We start from the raw sequence: 20677 nt of genomic DNA, 5'->3' as shown, positions 1-20677 counted from the left end.
GCCGGCTGTTGATGGCTTTACCAGCGGTAGTTCGCGCCGACGATCACCATGCGACGCGATCCGTAATTGCAGGCATTCTGCGAATACAGGCAGGACGCCACGTAGCGGCGGTCGGTGAGGTTCGAGGCGTTGAGGTAATACGTCCAGCCAAGCCGCTCATAGCGGAGGCCGCCATCGAACACCGTATAACCCGGTGTGCTGAAGGTGTTCTCGCTGTCGCCGTAGCTTGAACCAACGTAGCGCGCGCCCAGGCTAAAGCTCAGGCCTTCGAGGCTGCCATCCTGCACGCGGTAATCGAACCATAGTGCTGCCGTGTTGCGCGGAATGCCGATGAGTCGCTTGCCAAGCTCATCCGTCTGGCGCGTGCTGGTGTTGACCTGCTGCAGGTACGTGTAACTGCCCACCAGGGTCAGCGCATCGCTGAGCTGGGCATGGGCTTCGGTTTCCAGTCCGCGTGAACGAACTTCGCCGGTCACGTACTGCAGCAGCGTGACCGGATCGGTCGTCAGCACGTTCTGCTGCACCAGATGATAAGTGGCGACGCTGACGAAGCTTTGCTTGTCGGGCGCCTGGTACTTCATGCCGAACTCATACTGCGTTCCGGTCGTCGGTGGCGGGGTGCCACCACCATCCAGCGATGCCGTCGCCTGCGGCTGGAACGACGTGGCGTAGCTTACGTAGGGCGCCAGGCCGACATCGGAAACATAGGTGAGGCCAACGTGGGAAGTGAACTTGTGCTTTGACTGCTCGATGGCGGTACCGGCGATGGCATCGGTGGTATCGGAGCGGGCCCAGTCTTCACGACCGGCCAGCAGCAGGCGCCAGCGATCCCAGCTCATCATGTCCTGCGCATAGATGCCCGTCTGCGAGATGCGCGTGTGCTGGTCGGCCGTGATGGCGGGCGCAGCGATGGGGACGCCGTACGTGGGGTTGAGCACGTCCAGGCCGGGCACGCCAAACCAGTTGTAGCCGTATTCCTGCTGGAAAAGCGTGCGCTGATAATCCTGCCCCATGAGTACGTCGTGCGTGACGGGGCCCGTTTCGGCGTGCGCGTGGAACTGGTTGTCGACGGTGAACGATCGCGTCACTTCGTGCATGGCGAGCGCGTAGCGTCCCAGCGTGTGATCAGCGAGGCTTCCATCGTTCCAGGTCCAGCCATTGGCGAACACGCCCCGCAAGGTGTCGCTGTTGTCCATGTAACGCGTGTTCTGGCGGAAGTCCCAGGTGTCGTTGAAGCGATGCTCGAAACTGTAGCCAAGCCAGTATTGCTTGCGCCGATGCTTGTCGAAGTCCGGGTCGCCCGGATCGAGATTCGTGGGGATGGTGCCGAACGGCGCGCGCTGCTCGGTACCCACGTAGGGCAGCGTGTTGTAGTAGCCGGCATCGGGGTCCAGCTGGTATCCGCTCAATATCGTCAGGGAGGTGCTGTCGCTTGGCTTCCAGCGCAATGAAGGCGCAAGCATCACGCGTTTGTCGCTGACGTGGTCGACCTGTGTATCGGCATCCCGCCCCAGGCCCGTCACGCGATAGGTCACCGTGTCGCTCAATGCGTCACTCAGGTCGAACTGCAATTGCTTGCGTGCGTAGCTTCCGGTCTGCACGCCGACTTCGTGCAATGGCGTATCCGTGGGGGTCTTGCTGACCAGGTTGACCAGGCCGCCCGGGCTGGATTGCCCATACATGACCGATGCCGGCCCGTGCACCAGCTCGATGCTTTCCAGGTCGTACGGGTCGATGGCGGACGCGCCGTAGGAAGCCACCGAGCGACTCGGCAAGCGCAGGCCATCAAGGTATTGATCCACCATGAAGCCGCGTACGTACATTTCCTCCAGCCCGCCACCGTCCTGGCTGAAACCGCGTTGCGCGGTAAGGATGCCGGACGTGTAACGCAATGCTTGCGGCACGTTCTGCACGCCTTGCGCGTCCATCTGCGCGCGCGTCACCACGGAAATCGCCTCGGGGGTTTCCAGCAGCGGCGTGGCCGTTTTCGTTCCCGCGCTGCTGTCCGATGCGGCATAGGTGGCCGAGTTCACGCCGTAGACCTGCATGGCGCCGAGTGTTTTTGCGCTGCCGACGGAAGCCGAAGTCTTTGCTGGCGCCGCTGGCCGTGCGTTGGCGGCAGCCGGAACCAGGGTCCACGCGTTGCCGGTCGTCGTTGCGATCGACAAGCCGCTGTTCGCCAGGGCAAGTTCGGCAGCTTGTTCGCCCGTATAGCTTCCGCGCACCGCAGGGGACTGCTTGTCCTGCACCACGGCAGGGTCGATCGATATCAGGTGGCCGCTTCGGCTGGCGATGCGGAGCAACGTGGTGCCCAGGGGCCCCGCGGGCAGGTCGAAAGACAGGCGGCCGTCGGTATTGGCCGCACCCGAATGGCCGTCGCTCGACTGTGCGAGTGCCACGGAGGAAAGGGTCAGCGACAGGCCAAGGCAGATGGCGGCACGCAGTCGGGACTGCGCATAAGGAGGACGATGCATAAGGGGCTCGCGAGGAAAGGAAGGTTCTTCGCTAGCCTTGTGTAACGACCACGGTAAAAGTGTTCACCCGACCGACCCGATCCGGGCGGTATCGATCACTACCAGCAACGGACCGTAGTGCGTTACGTGGATCGGCAATGTCGCCCCAAGCAGGTCCAGCGCCCGATCGGTGTCGTCAAGCGGAAGCACGCCAAGCACGGGCAGGGTCGCGGCCCTTGGGGAAAGGCGGATATAGCCATGGCGGTACGCGCGCAGCGCATCCACGACCTGGGCCAACGGCTGATTGTCCACTTCAAGAAGGCCACGCTGCCAGGCTGCCGAGGCCGTGGCATCACCGGCATAGGGCGTCACGGTTGCATGCTCCACATAGACGCCGAGGCCTTCTGCCAACGCAAGCGAAGAGCGTCCCTGACCAGGTTCGATGGCCAACGGCCCCTCCATGGCCACCACGAGCGCACGCGAGCCTTCCTTTCGAACCATGAAGCGCCCGCCATGACTGAGGATGCGCGCCGAATCGCAATTCACCTGGAATGGCGTCGCCGCCTCCGTGCAGGTGACCAGCATCTCGCCACGCTCCAGGCGCAGTGCGCCGTCGGCCCTGTTCACGATGGAACGTGCATTGAGCTGCAAGGTGTTGCCGTTTCCCAAATCGAACTGGCGGCGTTCTGCGGTGCCCGTGGCAAAGTCCGCACCCAGCGCATCCAGCGGTTCCATGCGCGACAACAGCAAGCCACCGCTGATGCCGATGCCTGTAACCGCCAGCGCGCCGCGTATGAATCGCCGGCGTGGCGGTCGCTCAATGACATTACGCAACGCGCGAGCGGCAACCGGATCAGCGCCGGCCTGGTCACGCAAGGGAGATAGCGCCTTGTCCAGCGCGCCGTGAACCCGCTTCCAGGCATCCCCATGACTGGGGTGCTTTTCCAGCCACGCCTGGAAACGTTGGTGGTCGTCGTCATTGGCATCGCCGGAATTCAGCAACACATGCCATGTCACCGCCTGGCGCATCAGGGCGTCGGTGGAACTCATGCGCGCCATGTCACGCCAGCGCGCAGCATCGTTCGACGGCGCGGGCAATGTGGCGGCGCACGGTCATCGTCGAAAGACCCAGCCGCGCCGCGATTTCCTTGTGCGTGAGTCCATCGATCTGGCTGTAGAGAAAAGCCGTCTTGGCCTTGGATGGAAGGCCATCCAGCGCGTGATCCACGCGCAGCAGCGTCTCGACCAGATCGTTATGTTCTTCCGCGGAGAGCGCCTGCGTCGCCGGCTGAAGACTCAGCGCATCAAGGTAAGCCTGCTCAAGATCCCGGCGCCGCCAGAAATGAAAGAGGATGCGTTTGGCCAGGGTGGTCAGGAAGGCGCGCGGTTCCCGAATGTCGGCCAGGTCGCGTTGCTGCATGACCTGCAGGAACGTTTCTGCCGTCAAATCCTCCGCGTCCTCACGATGGCGAACGCGTGAGTGCAACCGGTGCAGCAGCCACGGCTGATGTTCGCCGTAGAACCTGTGAACAATGGCGTGGCTGGTGTGGGTTCCGGTCATTGGATGATCTGGGTTCTCCTTTGGCCCTTATTGTAAATGAGAAGTCTTATCATTTGCGAACCCTGCGGAGCCCCGGCGCGCCTTGGCAGCTATCGCCCTTGGTAGGGCGGCCGACGCCAGTCTTCCGGTTTGCATCGTAAAGATTTGATGTATCCAAAGGCCGAGGCGGCTGTCCTTTGCCCCCTATCCTTGGCGCGGGCGAGGCTGCTGCCGGGCCTCAGTTCGGGCAGGACTGAAGCGGTCGATTTGCAGGTCTGCTCCGATCCATGGCGGGCACCCGATGCCTTGATCCCCATCATCGGGGAGAACGTGGCCAGATCTTTTTGCGATCGCCTTTCATGAACTGGATGTGCCTTTCGTCGAAGGGTCACATCGTTCTGTGGAAGGTGGGCTCGGGGTCGCCGACAATCCGTTTTCCGACATCGAACTGGCGAGGCATTTCATGATGAAGACGAGTGCAAGAAACCAGCTGACCGGCACCGTGGCCGCTATCGATAACGGCGCCGTCAATGACGTCATCCAGCTGGATATCCAGGGTGGTCAGCGATTGACGGCCACCGTTACTCATGAAAGCACGAAGACCCTGGGGCTCACTGTTGGCAAAAGCGCATTCGCCTTGATCAAGGCTTCCTCGGTGATCATAGGCGTGCCTGACGATTCAACGCGACTGTCTGCGCGCAATCAGCTGAAGGGGACGGTTTCCAACGTCAAGCGTGGCGCAGTAAACGCCGAAGTCAGTGTCCAGCTGGATGGCGGCAACGTCATCGTTTCGATCATCACCAACGGGAGCCTCGATGCGCTCCAATTGCATGAAGGCATGACCGTCGTGGCCATCATCAAGGCATCGAGCATCATCGTGGGGACGTCCGATCCCTAGGAGCAAAGCGCCTGCCAGGCTGTCATCGCGCGAGATCTCGCCTGATCCGCATGGGCTCTGCTGATGAGCGTTTCGCCTGGGGTCTGGGGGCAACGAGTGATGTTGGCGGTGGGCAGCACATCGATGCCCTGTCCCCGAGGGATTCAGCGCCTTGGCGGACGCGAGTCGGCACCCAGAGCAGGCGGATCAAGGCTGAAACGGGCAGCTCGCCGGGGCGTACTTGCTGCCAATGATTGAATCCACCGTGCAGCTCCAGCCGCCGCTGGTATCACGAGTCCAGGTAATGGTGCCCTTGTCTATGCGGGATTGGACGTGATTGCCAAGTTCGGCCGTGACTATGCCGTGGCCCGCTGCGTCCTGCGGAAGCTGGATATGCGGTACGCCCGTGCCGGGTGGCAGCGTGGCCCCAATCTGTGACCCTCCTTGCAGAATGTCAGAACCAACGATGGGGGTCGTGTCGCACTGTCCCTGGGAGGTTCCCAACTGGACTTTGCCACTGGTTGCGCAGTCTTCCAAAAGTATCCGGGCGTCGCTGGCTTCGCTCACGGCTCGTGTCACCTGCGACTTGATGACGTAGGTCTGGTATTGCGGTACGGCGATGGCGGCAAGGATCGCAATGATCCCGACCACAATCATCAATTCGATCAGCGTAAATCCCTTCTGCAAATTCTTCATGGTGGCCCCCTGTATTGACCCACTAACGAAAACTAATGCGTGGAAAGCGTAAGTTTACCCGGCGCACGCCCATCAAAAACGCGACACCCGTTACTTGTCACTCCCAGTGCACGCCTGGCGACTGGCGCGACAACCAAGGCGAGGCGAAAGTCGACCGTGACTGGGTTCACCCAAGTTTTCTTGATCAAATCACCACAACCGCAAGGATCTCGATGCCAACAACGGGACGGGAAAGTTGTCGTTTCGGTGAAACAGCCTGGCTGGCGGGTGGTGGAGCTATGCTGCTGATGGTGTGTTGCAGTGGTGCGAACCGAACCCCCGCTGGCGGGTGACATCCGGCTTTCGGGAAGGCCGACGCGGTTTCACGCATCGCCAAGCATCGGTTCCGGCGAAGGCAGGCGCAGCGCGCGGAGCTGTAGCGATGGTCACATGGAGGTATTCCGCCCAGGGGCAGCGAAGATATCGTGGGTGGCGCGGAGCTTGTCGGTCAGATGGACGCAAGTACGGATCAGGAAACGATTCGCTTTCGATCCATGGCGGGCAATTTCTCCATAACCTTATGTCGATTCCGCAGGCGCTCGTTCGTCGAGTACGTAAAGGTGACCATGCCGGCCACCCTTCACGCCAAGGAGACATTCATGTCCTACATCGATGGTTTCGTGATCGCCGTACCCAACGCCAACCGCGAAAAGTTCATTGCACACGCGGCCAAGTTCGATGCCATTTTCGTGGAGTACGGCGCCATCCGGGTGGTGGAGTGCTGGGGCGACGATGTGCCCGACGGCAAGGTCACCGATTTTCGCCGCGCCGTGCAGGCGACGCAGGATGAGTCCGTGGTGTTCTCCTGGGTGGAATGGCCGGACAAGGCCACTCGCGATGCTGGCATGGCGAAATTCATGGCAGACCCGCGCATGCAGGACGCTGCGGACTGTCCGTTCGACGGCAAGCGCATGATCTTTGGCGGCTTCAAGTCGGTGGTCAGCTTGCCGAAGTAGGGCGACCTTTGAGCGGTGGCAGCGAGGGGCGACCCCATCAGGCAGGAGACCGTATGAGCATCGACGAACAGATCAAGGATTACTTCGCTGCCCAGTCGGAACCGAAGCGCAGCGACATGAAGGCATTGCACGGCTTCATTCGGGATCTTCTGCCGAAGGGCAAATTGTGGTTTCTGGATGGCAAGGATGCTTCGGGCAAAACCGTGTCCAATCCCAACGTGGGATACGGAACTCAGACGCTGAAATATGCCAACGGCGATACCAAGGAGTTCTACCAGATAGGCATCAGCGCAAATACCACGGGAATTTCCGTCTACATACTCGGCATCGAAGACAAGAAGTACCTGGCGCAGGCCTATGGGAAAGACCTCGGCAAGGCCAAGGTCACCGGGTATTGCATCAAGTTCAAGGCGCTCGGCGATATCAACGTAGAGACACTGAAAGCGGCGATGCAATACGGCATCGATCAGACGGCCATTTAGCGCGGTTGTTGGCGAATTCGAGCAGGTCGTGGTGGAGCGGTATCCCAGCGATAGCCAAGATACCGGGTCCATCATCAGGACGCCGCTGCCGTTGAGTGCGCGACCGCCGGAAGGATGAGTAGGCGCTTCCGCTTTTCAGCTGAGTGATGGAAACGCAGCAATGCGCAATTTGGCACCGGCGTAGGGTGTCAGCGTGATGGATTGCGCGGCTTCGTCCGAGGCAGGCTCGGCTTTGGCGGGGATGGGGTCTGCGCTGCCGTCCGTTGCTTTCCAGTCCGGCACGTACTGACCTTGCACTGCCAGCTGCACGGCGGGAGTCGCGCCCGCGAACGGTTTGTCGCCGATGGGATGTTCGCTCACGGTGATGGGCGTATCGGCATGCATGCCGAGGTTCCAGCGCGAGCCGGGATAGATTTGCCAGTCGTTGGTCAGGCCGCGCTTGCGCCAGAGTAGCCAGTTTTCCTTGATCGGCAGCGCATAGACCAGGGCGCCGCGACTGAAACTGAGGGCGCCGTTGAAGCCGCGTTCGAACGCCACGTCGGCGCCGAAGGTCACTTCAATTGTGTCACCGGGCGCCCACGTGCGTTCGATAGTGGTGAAACCCTGAGCGGCGGTCACCGATTCCCCGTTCACCGAGATGCGCGTGTCTTTCGACCATCCTGGCATGCGCAGCCGCAGGGGAAAGCGCAGCGCCTGTTGCGGCGTCACCGTGATGTTGACGGACTGGCGGAAAGGGTAGTCGCTGGTTTGTTCAACGACCACCGGTACGTCACGCACCACCGTCGTCACCGTGCACGGCGAATAGCTCATGGCTGCAAGGCCTTGGTCGGCAGTGGCCATCCACACGCTGTTGGCGAACTTGGGCCAGCCCTGGTGGAAATTGGCCGTGCAGCAGCGGAAGTTGGGTTCAAGCCCGAACAGGTTCGATTCCGGGCCGTCGGTGGTCCATGGGCGGCTATGCAGGCTGCATTCCACCTGGTTGGGCTGCTGGTTGTATTGATGCGACCACATGTCGTCGCTCAAGGCGGCCGGTAGCGCGTTGAACGCGATGCGCTCCAGTCGGTCGCCCAGTGCGGCGTCGCCGGTGATGGCCAGCGCCACCTGCAGCGAGAACATGGTCTCCACCACGGTGCACAGCTCGGTGCCTTGCGACGGGCTGCGTCCGGCCAGATGTTCGTCCGCCGAGAACATGCCGTTGGGCAGGCCGTGATAGGTATCGAGCATGTGCAGCTGGTGTTGAATGGCTTCGCGATCAGAACCGCTGCCTGACACCACGGACCACACGGGTGATGCCTTCAGTGCCTGCGCGTTGTTGACGCCGTGCACCTGCAGGCCGAGGTCCTGCATGAACGCGTCCGAGTTGCCGGCCTTCTTGCGCAGCGCCTCGGCGTCGGTTTTCTCGGTGAAAGGGAAGCGGGCAAACATGGCTTGCCAGTCGTAGCCCTGTTGCTTGAGCAGCTGCACAAGCTGCAGCAACTTGGCATCCTGCGTGCGCTGATAAAGCCACAGCACGGACACCAGCTCGTCCTGCCAGCGCATGCGGCCCCAATCGCTCAAGGGGCGAGCGGGAAGGGCTTGCAGCTGATAGTGGAAGTAGCGCGTCATCAATGGCATGACACGCGCATCGCCGGTGAGCTCGTGATACTGCGTCAGCACCTTGAGCATTACCATGCGCGGCCACCAGTCATCGTTGCTGCGCGGGCCGAACATGCCATTGCGCCAAGGGTGGTCCAGCGTCCAGTCGATGAACCGCATCGCCTTGGCCTTGAGCGGCGCCGAATCCAGCTGCCAGGCAAGCGGCACCAGGCCATCAAGAAAGTAGGGGCCGTCTTCCCACGACTCGCCTTTGCCGCCGAGCCAGCCGCTCTCCGGCCCCACGATGGGCCAGAACTCGTCGAGGTGACCACCCAGCCCGTTTGCCTGGATCTCCAGTTGTCGACGCAACCAGCCGGTGGCCTTGATCGAGCCGGTGGGAAGCAACGCAAAGGGTTGCTGCATCAAGGGTGCCTGCGGGAACGGCGGCGCTTGTCCCGCACGTCCTGCCTGCGCCTTCGCGTTCGACGTGGCGGCTGCTTCGCGCGGAACAAATGTCATCGCGCTCATGGCAGCGGCTACAGTGACGCCTTGCAGGAAAGACCGGCGGCTCTTCGAAAAATGCGGCGGCATGCGCGTGTTCCCGTTTTCAGGTGCGCGCCGAGTGTTGTCTAATTGTCGGACAAATTCAAATGGACACAGCAGTAAGCATCATCGCTGGAAAATTTAGACGTCTAAAATTTGCTGTGCTCCACCTGTCGCTCGCGGCGCATCAGTGTCCACTCTGCGTGTTCGGTCAGCGCCGCATCGCCGAGTGAGCGGAGGATGCCGCGCTTCTCGTTGGGATCGTCAGTGCGATCCAGTGCCGCGCGCGCACCGCTGAAAATGCGCTGCATGAAGCGGTACTGACGGATGAGTTCCTTGTCGGCCTTGCGGTAGGCGTAGGCTTCGCGCACGGCAGCGACAATGGAGAGCACCGCCATGATCATCACCAGCGTGGTCTTGGTGGTTTCCGGCAGCTTCAGCGCGAAGATGGCCAGGAACACGCTGATGGAAATACCCGCCCACAGGCTCACCGCGCCCACGATTTCGGTGAAGTGATGCAGGCCCGCGCTTTCGGCCGTCTTGCGCTCGAAGTAGTGCAGTTGCCCTGACTGGCCGGATTCGCCCACCCATTCGCTGATGACGCGCGACAGCGCATCCGGCTCGGGGCGCGTGGGCGGATGCAGGCCCACGGCGCGCATCACGTTGCGTATCCAGCCCAGCTCGATGTTCTGCTTCTGCAGGAAATTGTCGTGCGCGAACTCGTGGTCGGTGTCTTTCAGGATGCCCGCACGGCGCCAGTACAGCTGGATGCGAAGACCCTCGGCGAGTGCGCGGTAGTCCAGGTATTTCCGGTGCCATTCACGGCGGCCTGCCAGCGCAGCCACGATGCCGCCCAGCGCGAACAGCAGCAGGAAGAAATAGATCATGTGGTCCTGGTGGGACATGTGCGCGTAGAAGGTGAACGCGATACCCATCAGCGCAGCGAGCGTAAAGGTGGCGCGCAGCGCGAGCAGCACGCGCTTCTGGAAGTGCATGGCCAGCCAGTCGGCGCAGCGGAACAGGTAATCGACGCTTTCCGGGCCGGCTTCACTGTTGGACAGCGCGGGGTAGGTGGCTTCGATCTCCGTGTCGTATTTCGCGCAGTCGTTGTTGAACTCGACCATGTGCCGGATCATCAGCGCGAATTCGTCCGGCATCTTTTTTTCCAGCGACACCTCGTCGCCGGTGCGCCAGAGGGTTTGCAGCGGTGTCAAACCGTCGCCGACCGATCCGTTCGATCCTTCGCGCGAGCAGACGATGTGATAAAGCAGATGCTCGTCGCCGCCGCTGAGGATGTGCCGCGCCTGTCGTGGGCGCTCGATGATGCCGGGCAGCGAACCGTGCAGGTAATACTTCACCACTTGCGCGGTGCCGCCGAGTCGTCCCGAATCCTTGCCGTCCCATATGGTGACCAGGATGTGCGCGTGGCTGGCGATGAACACGCCGGCTTTCGCGTATTGGCGGTTGCGCGCTTCGCCGTGGCCTTCCAGTGCCTCGCGGGACTGGCTCTTCAGCAGCGGCAGCCGGATCACGTCGGCCTGGCGGAACAGCTCATCAAAACGTTCGCGGACATCAGCGTCGATGAAGTCTTCGACGTACAGATCGCGGGGCAGGGGAAGCGGAACCACCAGTCGCGCGCCGGCGGCCAGGGCTTCGGTCGCAAAAAGTTGATCGCCGCCTTCGGCCAGCGAGGAAAGCGCCACCAGGGGCAATGAGGGGAACTGATTCTTGAGAAGAGTGAGGAATTCGCAGATGCGTTGCCTGATCGGCTCGATCTCCGACGCGGCGATGTTGCGATGGCTCGTGACGCCGATAACCAAAGGTGTCATGGCAGCTTCCTTTGAGCGTGCTCAAAGTCCCGTCTGGACGTCCATCCAACTTCACCGTCGTCCCTGCGAAAGCAGGAAGCGCTTTTAAAGGGCCGAAGGGCCGGTCATCCAGCGCCTTTGGCATGCAGCCAACGACGCTGGCCCCCTGCTTTCGCGGGAGTGACAAGCAAAAGCCGTTCGCACCGCCGCGTTCCCTTTCCCCGACCCCAGCACTGCCGAATCAGCCTAGCACCAAAAATGTGATGCAATTCACATTATGGTAGGATCTTGCGATGGGCAGAGGGGGCTGCCATTCCTGGCCGGTCGACTCACCGGATGCCTGCCGGCCCCAAGCCACAAGACTGTCGCGGCCAGGATGGCCCCAGCCTCCTTTCGGAGTGCAAGGCGCCATGAGGCAGTCCCCGGCGACACCGGCCTTCCGGTATCGCGCGTTCATCAGCTACAGCCATCGGGATGCGTCCTGGGCAGGCTGGCTGCACCGGAGCCTTGAAACCTATCGCGTGCCGTCGCGCCTCGTCGGCGTTCGCACGGCGGCGGGCATCACGCCGCGGCGGCTCACTCCCATTTTTCGTGATCGCGAGGAGCTGGCCAGCGCCAACGACCTCGGTTCCAAGGTGCGTGAAGCGCTGGCGCAATCGGCCAACCTCATCGTCATCTGTTCGCCCGCGTCGGCTGCGTCGCGCTGGGTGCAGCAGGAGGTGCTGGCCTACCAGCAGCTCGGGCACGGGGGACGCATCTTCTGCCTGATCGTGGATGGCGAGCCGGGCGTGGAGGGGCAGGAGTGTTTCGCGCCTGCACTGCGTTCCGGTGCAACGCCAATCGAGCCCATTGCCGCGGATGTTCGTGCGGGCAAGGACGGGCGTCGCAATGCCAAGCTGAAGCTGCTCGCCGGCCTGCTGGACGTGAGTTTCGACAGCCTGAAGCGGCGCGAACTGCAACGACGCAATCGTCGGCTGACCTTGATCACCGCAGCCGCATTGCTGGTGGCGATGGTGACCGGTGCGTTGGCCATCGTGGCGACAAAGGCGCGCCACGCGGCGGAGTTGGCGCGCGCGGATGCAGAGCGTCGTCAGCATCAGGCGGAAGATCTGGTGGATTTCATGCTCGGTGACCTCAGCGACAAGCTGCACCAGGTCGAGCGACTGGACATCATGGAAGATGTCGACGATCGCGCGATGAAGTATTTCGCGTCCATGCCCACCAACGATGTGACCGACCAGGTGCTGGCGCATCGCGTGAAGGCGATGGAGAAGATTGGCGCCGTGCAGCGTGAGCAGGGGCATCTGGCGGAGGCCATCGTCTCGTTCGAGGCCGCTGCGCGTCTGGCCGCTTCGCTGGCGGAGAAAGCCCCCGCCGATGTTCCGCGGCAAGTGCAGTGGGCGCGCCTGCTGTCCTTCATCGGGCAATCCCACTGGTTCGAGGGCGAGCTGGAAAAGGCGAAGATCAATTTCGATGCCGGAAAACACGTGCTGGAGCGCGCCGCGCCCTACGCCCACGATGATCCGGACTGGCTGTTCGGGCTGGAAATGCTCGACAACAACCTTGGCCACGTACTGGAAGCGCAAGGCCATCTCGACGACGCCGCGGCGCCCTATGCAAGTGCGCTGGCACTCTCGGGGAAACTGGTTGCCATCGATCCATCGCGCGCTGAATGGACGTCCGAACTGGGCGGTGCGCACAACAATATCGGCAAGCTGGCATTGCTGCGCGGCGACCTTGCGCGGGCCATCGAGGAATACGCCGCGGACGATGCCATCGAGACGGCGCTGGCCGCGAAGCACCCCGACGACATCAACCAGCGCGATGCGATGCTCGGCGTCCGGGCCATCCTGGGTCGAACGCTGGCGCTGGCCGGTGCTGACGACGATGGCATGCATCATCTGCAGCAATCGGTGGACATGGCCGAACATCTGGTGGCCGACAACCCGGACAACGACGGATTTCAGGAGGACGTGTCGCGGGGTGCCACGCAGCTGGCGCGCCTCAAGCGCCTCAATGGCGACCTTGCTTCTGCGAAGGAATGGACGGCCAAATCCGTTGCCATCGCCACGAAGCTCGCGCAGGAAAGCCCGACGGATGCGCTGCTGCAGCGCTTCCGCGCCGAAGCCTTGAACGAACAGGCTGCCGAGACCCTGGCTTCAGGCCACGCAGACGAGGCGCATGCGCAGGCATTGGTGGCGATGGACGTACTCAAGCCCTTGCTGGCCAAGCAGCCGCACGAGCGGTCCCTCGTGCTCGACAGCATGGATGCGCAGTTGCTGCTCGCTGCCAGCAGTGCGAATCAAGCTGACGCTGAGTCATGGCGCGCCAACGTGATTGCGCTGGCACGCGGGCAGCTGGGCGGTGGCAACGATCCTCGTCTGGTGGCGCGCGAAGCACAGGCTCGCCTTGCGCTGGGGCATGACGTAGCAGCGCAGCCGCTCGTACAACAACTGTGGAGCAGCGGGTATCGCGATGCCGAATGGCTCGCCTTCCTGCGTCGCCAGCATATGGCGTATCCCGTCAACGCCGATTTCCAGAAGCGGCTGCTGGCGCAGAACAATCGCAATGACACACCTGGCTGACCGGGGCGGCCAGATGGTGGGAGCACTCGCCGGCAAGGAGCGCCATCCTTCACTGACGGGAGTGAGCCATGAAGCTGAGCAACCCCAGCAACGTCGAGATCAACGTGGAGCTCTACTACGATCTCGACCGCGACGAGGAGTACAACCACCTCGTGATCCGCGGCAAGAAGCGTCACCACGCGTTCGATAAAACCGCCAGCGAAGGCGGTCCGCACACCATTACCTGGACGCTCACCGGCAATGCCGCGGGTGGCAGATTCTGCGCGCTCGACGATCTGGACAACCCGGGCTTCACGTGGCTGATCCGCAAGCCGACTGGCCGGATTTTTCGGGACCTGCGCGCGGAAGGAAAACACCGGATCAGCATCCACAACCATCACCACGACAAGCACAGCGAAGGCATGTGGCATTACCAGCTGTTCGCCAAGTTCGGCAACAAGGTCTTCGGCGTGCCGCTCACGTTCGGTTGCGGTCACTCCAGCAATCCCAACCCGACGATCAAGAACACCTGACGGGCAGGGCAGGCGAGCGCTTAACGGCGCTCGCTGCCTTCAGGTGCCGTCGTCGTGCATCACCAGCGGCAGCACGCGACGCAGCATCACTTTCAGTTGTTCCACGTCCTGATCCGGTTCGCGCGTGCTGCGCACGATCAGGCCAAAGAAGATGCAGCGCATCGCCAGCTCGCGCACGCGCAATTCCTCGATGGTGCTGGTGATGCCCATGGCCGCATCGCGTTCCTTCAGCCAGTGGATGAAGTCTTCGCGGGCCACGGCTTCGGCGTGTTCCAGTGCCTTGCCGATTTCCGGATCGCGCGTGGCCGCGGCGGTGATTTCGGAGAACAGCACGGCGCTGCGTGCATCGGCGTCGCGCTGGGAAAACATCATGGCCAGGTCGTCGACGAAGCCGGCGAGGCTGGCAGTGGGCGACAGGCTTTGCAGGTTGCGGCGATCTTCTTCCAGGTTCTGTTCGATCATCGCCAGCACCAGCGCACGCTTGTTCTGGAAGTAGCGATAGCTCAGGCCCGTGCTCACGCCCGCCTGCTGGGCAATGCTTTCCATGGTGGCGGCGTGGAAGCCCTGCTCGATGAAGCGCTGGCGTGCGGCGGCCAGGATGCGAGTGCGTTGCGCGGCGCCGTGTTCCTCGGCGTTCGTCTTGCTGCTGCGGCGGTTGGTGGTCGACGTCACGTGGCTTCCCCCTGGCTTCCCTGATGCGCATTCCCGGCGCGCATTGTGTCAGCTTCGACGTCTCGAACAAACAGTGAATGAATAGTCATTCACTTGTCATGCTCGGTTCCCAGAATCCGCTCGCCAACCACTGTCACGGCATCTATCCATGCCGGCGGTGATCGCCGGGTAAGCCTGCCCGGAAGGGGAACAGCAAACGTCACACCTGCGTGGCCAACGGCCTGCGGGGCGGGGCTCTGCTGCCCTCGGCATCCACACAACACAATCGGGATGACCCATGGTCGACAGCAGGACCGTACTGAAACACTCGCTTCTGGCCTTGTGCATCGTGGCCGGGATCAACGCAGTGCACGCGCAGGACGCGGGTTCGCACGGCCCTTCGGCAAACACCACGGCAACGCCCGCGCCGGCATCGGCCGATGGCGCGGCGGCACCTGACGCATCCGCCGGCAACGCCAAGAACCAGGGTGTGCGTTCCGGTCAGTCGATGACCTCGCTGGAAGTGGTGAACGTGAACGCCGCGGTGAATTCCGGTGGCTTGATGTCGCCCGAAAACGCCGACAAGGCCGAGTCCGATCTCACCGCGCAGGCACTGCGCAAGATGTCCGCCGTGCAGGACCCGGTGCAGGCGATGTCCTCGATTCCCGGCGTGTTCGTGTCCAGTTCCGACCCCGCCGGCCTCACCGCGACCACGGGCTTCATGGTCAACGGCTTCGACGGCAGCCGCCTGTCGTACACGCTCGATGGCGTGCCGATGAACGAAGCGGCCGACTACAACATCTACCCGACCTTCCTTGGTGACACGCAGAACGTCGACGACCTCAACGTTGCTGCAGGCCTGTCGGACATCGACGCACCGTCGATCAGCGCCGAAGGCGGTCACATCAGCCTGATCACGCGCCAGCCGTCGGCCACGCCGGAGCTGTACGTGGAAGGCAGCATTGGCAACAACGATGTGCGCAAGGGCTTTGTGCGACTGGATACGGGGCAGACCGGCCCGCTGCGTTCGTGGGTGTCGTTCTCGCGCACCACGTCGGGCATCTGGCAGGGTCCGGGCGAGCTGAGCAGTTCGCGCGTGCAGGCCAAGTCGGTGCTGGACCTGGGCGGCCAGAACAGCATCAGCATGACGGCGATGTACCTGCGCACCATCGGCAACAACTACTTCATGCCGACCAAGGCGCAGTTCGAGAAGTACGGCTGGGATTACGGCTACAGCGACGTCGCGCCGCAGTACACCACCACGCCGGGCAAGGCCGACAACGCCGTGGCGCAGCTGGCCACCGCCAATAGCTACGTCGGCTTGCAGAACAACAAGAGCGAGGTGAGCTACATCTCGGCGGACGGCGAATTCCAGCTGGCCGACAGGATCAACCTCTCGGTGATTCCGTACTTCTACATGGCCAAGCAGGGCGGCAGCGGCGGCGCCATCTACCTGTCTGAAAACGTGAAGAGCCCGTACGGCCTCAACGTGGGCCAGACGGTGGACCTCAACCACGACGGCGACGCGCTGGATACGGTGCCTGCGTACCTGTACGTGTATTCCAACATCTGGCGCCCGGGCATCAACACCAAGATCAATTACAGCGGCGACAACAACAACGTCACCGCGGGCATCTGGTACGAGGAATACCGCAAGAGCGAGCCGTACACGCTCAGCGCCATCGGCGACAACGGCCTGCCGGTGGATCGCTGGTCGGAAAGCGCGCGTTACCGCCTGCCGGACGGCACGCCCATCGACTATGACAACTATTACGTGAAGTCGGCCTCGGGCAAGGCGTATCTCGCCGACAGCTACACCATCAACGAGCAGTGGAAGGCGAGCGCGGGCATTTCGTACAACCACCTGGCGATTGACGACTACATCCGCACGCCGGGGGTGTATCGCGCACCCAATCCGGTGGTCACCAACCAGAGCGTGCTGATCCACGAGGACTACAGCACGGTGCAGGGCGACATCGGCGTGTCGTACACGCCCGATGACAACAACAACTTCTTCTTCCATTCGTCCACCGGTTACCGCCCGCCGATTGCCAAGGCGTACTGGAGCTACACCGCCAGCAACATCGACACGCTGCAGCGCGTGAAGCCGGAAACCACCTGGACCAACCAGCTGGGCTGGCGCTTCAACGAAGGCAACTTCATGGCCAGCACCACGCTGCTGGACGTGAACTACAAGAACTACCAGACACAGCACTACGACGAGTTCCTGCAGCTGAGCTACTTCAACGCCGGCGCCGTGCAGCAGTACGGTTTGCTGTCCGAAGCCAGCTGGCGTTTCGATCCGCACTGGACGGCCTACGGCTCGTACACCTACCTGCATGCCACGCAGCAGGATGACTTCATCTCCAACACGGCGAACGGCGCGGTGGCGTTGCCCACCGATGGCAAGCGCATGGCGGGCATTCCGCAGAACATGCTGGCCATGTCGCTGGAATACGATCTTGACCACGCCTTCCTGCGTTTCAGCGGCAAGTACAACGGTGCGCGCTACGGCGACCTGTTGAACACCGAGAAAGTGGGCGGCTACACCACGTTCGACTTCAACGCCGGCTACACCTTCAGCGACTGGGGCATGCTCGGCCAGCCGCAGTTGCGCCTGTCGGTGAACAACCTCTTCGACAAGCACTACCTCGGTTACGTCTACAGCACCACCACCAATGCGGTGGCGTACAAGGGCGTCGCCGCTTCGGCACCGACCTACCTGTCGGGCCAGCCGCGCTTCGAAATGCTCACCCTGTCGTTCAACCTCAAGTGATCGCACGGCAGCGTGCCCGATCCAAGGAAGCCTGTTCCATGAAAAAGACTGTTCTTCTGCTCGCCCTGATGCCTGCCTTCGCCATCGCGCAGCAGGCCCAGCCCGCCGCCGCGCCCACTGCCGTTGCCACGGCCAGCGAAGTGGTGCCCGCCCAGGACGACGCCACCCGCCTGCTGCCGCTGCAAGGGGCGCTCAATGCACGTGACCTCGGTGGCCTCAAGGGCGCCAAGGCTGTCGTGCCGACGGGCCGCTTCGTTCGCACGGCGGATCTCGCGCGCGTCACCGACGCCGACAAGTCCACGCTGGCCGATCACGGCGTGAAGCTCGACATCGACCTGCGCACCCCCGATGAAGCCACCAAGGCGCCCGATGCGCTGGCCAACGATCCACGCTTCAAGTACGTGCGCATTTCGCTGATGGGCGACAAGCCGCTCGACATGACGCACATGCCGTCGTCGCTGGGCGTGCTGTACGTGAAGGCACTCGACGAGGACCAGCCGCAGTTCAAGCAGGTGTTCGAAACCATGGCCGCGCAGAAGGATGGCGCCGTGCTTTACCACTGCAGCGCCGGCAAGGACCGCACCGGCATGATCTCCGCGCTGCTGCTGTCGCTGGCGGGTGTGAAGCACGACGACATCGTGCATAACTACGCCATCTCCGCCTACTACCTGAAGCCCATGATGTCCGCGCCGCAGACGGCCGCCATGCTCAAGCAGAACCCGGCGCTGGCACCGCTGATGGGCACGCCGCCGGAAGCGATGGCGCAGTTCCTGGATGCCTTGCAGAAGCAGTACGGTGGTGCACAGGGTTACCTGCGCAAGATCGGCGTGAGCGATGCCGACATCAAGACCTTGCAGGCCCGCCTGGGCCAGACGGTGGCCGTGCGCTAAGCACCGGTCGTTCGAATGACAACGCCCGCCGACGTGGCGGGCGTTGTTTCATGTGCGCCTACTTTTTCGCAGCGGCCGCCTGCGCTGCTTCTTCGGCTGCGTCGGCCTTCATGCGCGCCGCATACGCTGTGGCCTCATCGCCTTGCGCGGTGATGTGCAGTGTCACCTCGTCGCTCACCTGCGGCACGAACTTGCCCAGCCCGAACTCCGCGCGCTTGAGCGTGGCGGGGGCGTCGAAGCCCACCGCCGGCATATGCATGCGCGGGGTGGTGCCTACCTTGTTGATGGTCACATCCAGCGTCACCGGCCTCGTGATGCCACGCACAGTGAGATCGCCCGTCACCTTCAGCTGGTTGGCCATGGCCGTGGTTTCCACCCGGGTGCTGTGGAAGGTGGCGTTCGGATACTTGGCCAGGTCGAAGAAGGCCGGCGAGCGCAGGTCGTCATCGAGATCGGGAATGCCGCTCGTCAGGTTGACGATGGGAATGGTGACCATCACCGACGCCTGGGGCGGCATCATGGGGTCGAAATCCAGCGTGCCTTCCACGCGGCTGAACTGGGCGGTGGGGTAGGAGAAGTCGAGGTGGCTCCAGCGAACGGTGCCCTGCGTGTGATTGGGTTCCAGCGTGTAGGTGGTGGCCCAGAGCGGGGCGGTGGCGAGGGCGGCAGCAACGGCAAAGGCGAAACGGCGAATCATGAGGGGCTCCTTGAAGGGGCGCGCGGGGGCGCCCTTGGGTATCCGGCACGGGCTTCAACCCGCGGCGCCAGAGTGGTCCCGGAGCGGCCGGGAAGTCCTGAAAAACGCCCTGAAACGGTCTGAAGAGTTCTGAATCAACCGCCGAAAGGCTTGGTTGTGGGTGTCTGGGCTTGGTGCGAATATCCCGACGCTGCCCCTTCGTGGCGATGCATGGCGGGACTTATGTCCACTGGAAGTGAGCGCCTCACCACGGCGACGCTGCGCGTCGGCGACTGGACCGTCCATCCGCTGGCCGACCAGATCGTGCGCGGCGATAGCACCGTCAAGCTCGAGGCACGCACCATGCGGCTTCTGCTGTGCCTGGCGGGCAGGGCAGGTGAGGTCGTAAGCATCGACGAGTTGCTGGCCGAGGTGTGGAACGGCGTCATCGTCACGCCCGACTCGGTGTACCAGGCTGTGACGGCCCTGCGTCGCCTGCTGGGCGACGACCCGAAGCAGCCTGCCTATATCGCTACCGTGCCGCGCCGGGGATACCGGTTGATCGCCAGTGTCCAGGCGTTGCCTGAAGAGGGCTCCGCATTTGCCGGTGCGGCCGATCAGGCAGCGCCACTGGCCATGCCTGCCGCCAACGCCAAACGACGCCCCGCCATCATGGCGGCCGCTGTCGTCGTACTTCTTTGCATTGCGCTGCCCGCATGGCTGCTGACGCGCCAGGGTTCCACTGCCCATGCCGTCGCCGTGTCACCCAAGACCATCGCCGTGCTGCCGTTCCTGGACCTGACGGATGCGATGAACGAGGAACCGTTCGCCGACGGCATGACCGAAGAACTGATCGACAAGTTAAGCAGCTTTCCCGGCATGAAGGTGTCGGCGCCGACGTCCTCGTTCTATTACAAGGACAAGCAGGTGCAGGTGGCGGACATTGCCCGCACGCTGGGCGTGGCATACATCCTCGATGGCAGCGTGCGCACGTCGGGCAATACCATGCGCGTCGCCGCGCGACTGGTGCGTGCGTCCGATGGCTTCGTGATCTGGTCGGCCACGTACGACCGCCCGCAGGACGACAAGCTGAAAGTGCAGGACGAGATTGCGGGTGAAGCCGCACACGCGCTGACCGCCGCTATCCGATAAACAGCTCGACGTGGTGCGTGCGTTAGGTCAGCGCGACCGCAAGGACAAAGGTACCGGACCACAGCGCCAACTGAAGCAGAAGCACCGGCAGGATGCGTCGCACCGGATGACGGCGGGATGCCACGAACCAGAACATGATGGGTATTTGCCCATACATCAGCATGATGGCGATATGGTCCGCAGTGCCTTCGTCGTGATGCGGCGCATGCGGGCCGTGCTGAACCAGCTCCACCACGATCATCAGCAACACGATGGCCGACATGATGATGGGCATCGCACCATCCCATTGGCGGAGGGGCGAGTGATCCATGCGGGTGGGAAGGGGATGGGGCGCTGGCATGGCGGTCTCTCCAGGCGACAAGCGAAACCATGCCTTCTGTTCATGGCAATCGCGTGGCCGTAGAAGGTTGCCGACGTGGAGGTTGCTACGCCACGCAACGCGGGCTGGCCCTTGTCCCGCCGGTGA

The 20677-nt window shown here is 62.8% G+C and carries 17 protein-coding genes; 8 read left to right on the top strand and 9 right to left on the bottom strand.

Annotated elements, in window-relative coordinates:
• Positions 1 to 17: 17 nt before the first annotated feature.
• From DK366_RS15560 to DK366_RS15550, 3 genes are all read right to left on the bottom strand, one after another.
• Positions 18 to 2474 carry a TonB-dependent siderophore receptor gene (locus DK366_RS15560; protein ID WP_109126477.1) on the bottom strand — a complete coding sequence of 819 codons (2457 nt, stop codon included), beginning with the start codon at positions 2472 to 2474 and terminating at the stop codon, positions 18 to 20.
• 63 nt (positions 2475 to 2537) lie between these two features.
• Positions 2538 to 3503, bottom strand: a complete 966-nt coding sequence (locus tag DK366_RS15555) for a DUF4880 domain-containing protein (protein ID WP_198651588.1) — start codon at positions 3501 to 3503, stop codon at positions 2538 to 2540.
• A 10-nt stretch (positions 3504 to 3513) separates the two neighbouring features.
• Positions 3514 to 4014, bottom strand: a complete 501-nt coding sequence (locus tag DK366_RS15550; RefSeq protein ID WP_109126475.1) for a sigma-70 family RNA polymerase sigma factor — start codon at positions 4012 to 4014, stop codon at positions 3514 to 3516.
• A 349-nt stretch (positions 4015 to 4363) separates the two neighbouring features.
• Between DK366_RS15550 and DK366_RS15545 the strand changes: the two genes are divergently transcribed.
• Positions 4364 to 4891 carry a TOBE domain-containing protein gene (locus tag DK366_RS15545; protein ID WP_198651587.1) on the top strand — a complete coding sequence of 176 codons (528 nt, stop codon included), beginning with the start codon at positions 4364 to 4366 and terminating at the stop codon, positions 4889 to 4891.
• A 186-nt stretch (positions 4892 to 5077) separates the two neighbouring features.
• Here the strand turns inward: DK366_RS15545 and DK366_RS15540 are convergent, their stop codons facing one another.
• Entirely contained in the window at positions 5078 to 5566 is a 489-nt protein-coding gene (locus tag DK366_RS15540) for a pilin (RefSeq protein ID WP_109126474.1), read from the bottom strand.
• Between the two features lie 638 nt (positions 5567 to 6204).
• On the opposite strand from DK366_RS15540, the gene DK366_RS15535 reads away from it, so the two are divergent.
• Positions 6205 to 6561, top strand: a complete 357-nt coding sequence (locus DK366_RS15535; protein ID WP_109126473.1) for a DUF1428 domain-containing protein — start codon at positions 6205 to 6207, stop codon at positions 6559 to 6561.
• Between the two features lie 53 nt (positions 6562 to 6614).
• A complete protein-coding gene (locus DK366_RS15530) occupies positions 6615 to 7043 on the top strand; it encodes a DUF1801 domain-containing protein (RefSeq protein ID WP_109126472.1) in 429 nt (142 codons plus the stop codon).
• Positions 7044 to 7178: 135 nt separating this feature from the next.
• Here DK366_RS15530 and DK366_RS15525 read toward each other — a convergent pair whose 3' ends face one another.
• Positions 7179 to 9146 carry a beta-L-arabinofuranosidase domain-containing protein gene (locus DK366_RS15525; RefSeq protein ID WP_232821072.1) on the bottom strand — a complete coding sequence of 656 codons (1968 nt, stop codon included), beginning with the start codon at positions 9144 to 9146 and terminating at the stop codon, positions 7179 to 7181.
• 164 nt (positions 9147 to 9310) lie between these two features.
• The gene (locus DK366_RS15520; RefSeq protein ID WP_109126470.1) at positions 9311 to 10990 is read right to left on the bottom strand and encodes a DUF4231 domain-containing protein; all 1680 of its coding nucleotides are present in this window, start codon (positions 10988 to 10990) and stop codon (positions 9311 to 9313) included.
• A gap of 389 nt (positions 10991 to 11379) precedes the next feature.
• Between DK366_RS15520 and DK366_RS15515 the strand changes: the two genes are divergently transcribed.
• Together DK366_RS15515 and DK366_RS15510 are read left to right on the top strand one after the other, a co-directional pair.
• Positions 11380 to 13554 carry a toll/interleukin-1 receptor domain-containing protein gene (locus DK366_RS15515; RefSeq protein WP_109126469.1) on the top strand — a complete coding sequence of 725 codons (2175 nt, stop codon included), beginning with the start codon at positions 11380 to 11382 and terminating at the stop codon, positions 13552 to 13554.
• Between the two features lie 68 nt (positions 13555 to 13622).
• The gene (locus tag DK366_RS15510) at positions 13623 to 14066 is read left to right on the top strand and encodes a hypothetical protein (RefSeq protein WP_109126468.1); all 444 of its coding nucleotides are present in this window, start codon (positions 13623 to 13625) and stop codon (positions 14064 to 14066) included.
• A 39-nt stretch (positions 14067 to 14105) separates the two neighbouring features.
• Here DK366_RS15510 and DK366_RS15505 read toward each other — a convergent pair whose 3' ends face one another.
• Complete coding sequence (locus tag DK366_RS15505; protein ID WP_109126467.1) at positions 14106 to 14738, bottom strand: TetR/AcrR family transcriptional regulator; 633 nt, start codon at positions 14736 to 14738, stop codon at positions 14106 to 14108.
• A gap of 277 nt (positions 14739 to 15015) precedes the next feature.
• Here DK366_RS15505 and DK366_RS15500 point away from each other — a divergent pair, with 277 nt between their 5' ends.
• Together DK366_RS15500 and DK366_RS15495 are read left to right on the top strand one after the other, a co-directional pair.
• Positions 15016 to 17493: a TonB-dependent receptor gene (locus DK366_RS15500; RefSeq protein WP_109126466.1), complete on the top strand. Its 2478-nt coding sequence runs from the start codon at positions 15016 to 15018 to the stop codon at positions 17491 to 17493.
• A 38-nt stretch (positions 17494 to 17531) separates the two neighbouring features.
• The gene (locus tag DK366_RS15495) at positions 17532 to 18383 is read left to right on the top strand and encodes a tyrosine-protein phosphatase (RefSeq protein ID WP_109126465.1); all 852 of its coding nucleotides are present in this window, start codon (positions 17532 to 17534) and stop codon (positions 18381 to 18383) included.
• Between the two features lie 58 nt (positions 18384 to 18441).
• Here DK366_RS15495 and DK366_RS15490 read toward each other — a convergent pair whose 3' ends face one another.
• The gene (locus tag DK366_RS15490) at positions 18442 to 19080 is read right to left on the bottom strand and encodes a YceI family protein (RefSeq protein WP_109126464.1); all 639 of its coding nucleotides are present in this window, start codon (positions 19078 to 19080) and stop codon (positions 18442 to 18444) included.
• Positions 19081 to 19302: 222 nt separating this feature from the next.
• Between DK366_RS15490 and DK366_RS15485 the strand changes: the two genes are divergently transcribed.
• Positions 19303 to 20211 (top strand): winged helix-turn-helix domain-containing protein, encoded by a 909-nt coding sequence (locus DK366_RS15485; RefSeq protein ID WP_109126463.1) that lies wholly within the window; start codon positions 19303 to 19305, stop codon positions 20209 to 20211.
• A 22-nt stretch (positions 20212 to 20233) separates the two neighbouring features.
• Here the strand turns inward: DK366_RS15485 and DK366_RS15480 are convergent, their stop codons facing one another.
• Complete coding sequence (locus DK366_RS15480) at positions 20234 to 20485, bottom strand: hypothetical protein (RefSeq protein ID WP_109126462.1); 252 nt, start codon at positions 20483 to 20485, stop codon at positions 20234 to 20236.
• Between the last annotated feature and the right edge of the window lie 192 nt (positions 20486 to 20677).

The sequence above is a fragment of the Dyella sp. C11 genome (assembly GCF_003121485.1).
Classification (GTDB): domain Bacteria; phylum Pseudomonadota; class Gammaproteobacteria; order Xanthomonadales; family Rhodanobacteraceae; genus Dyella.
This window is presented reverse-complemented; position numbering and strand designations above follow the sequence as displayed.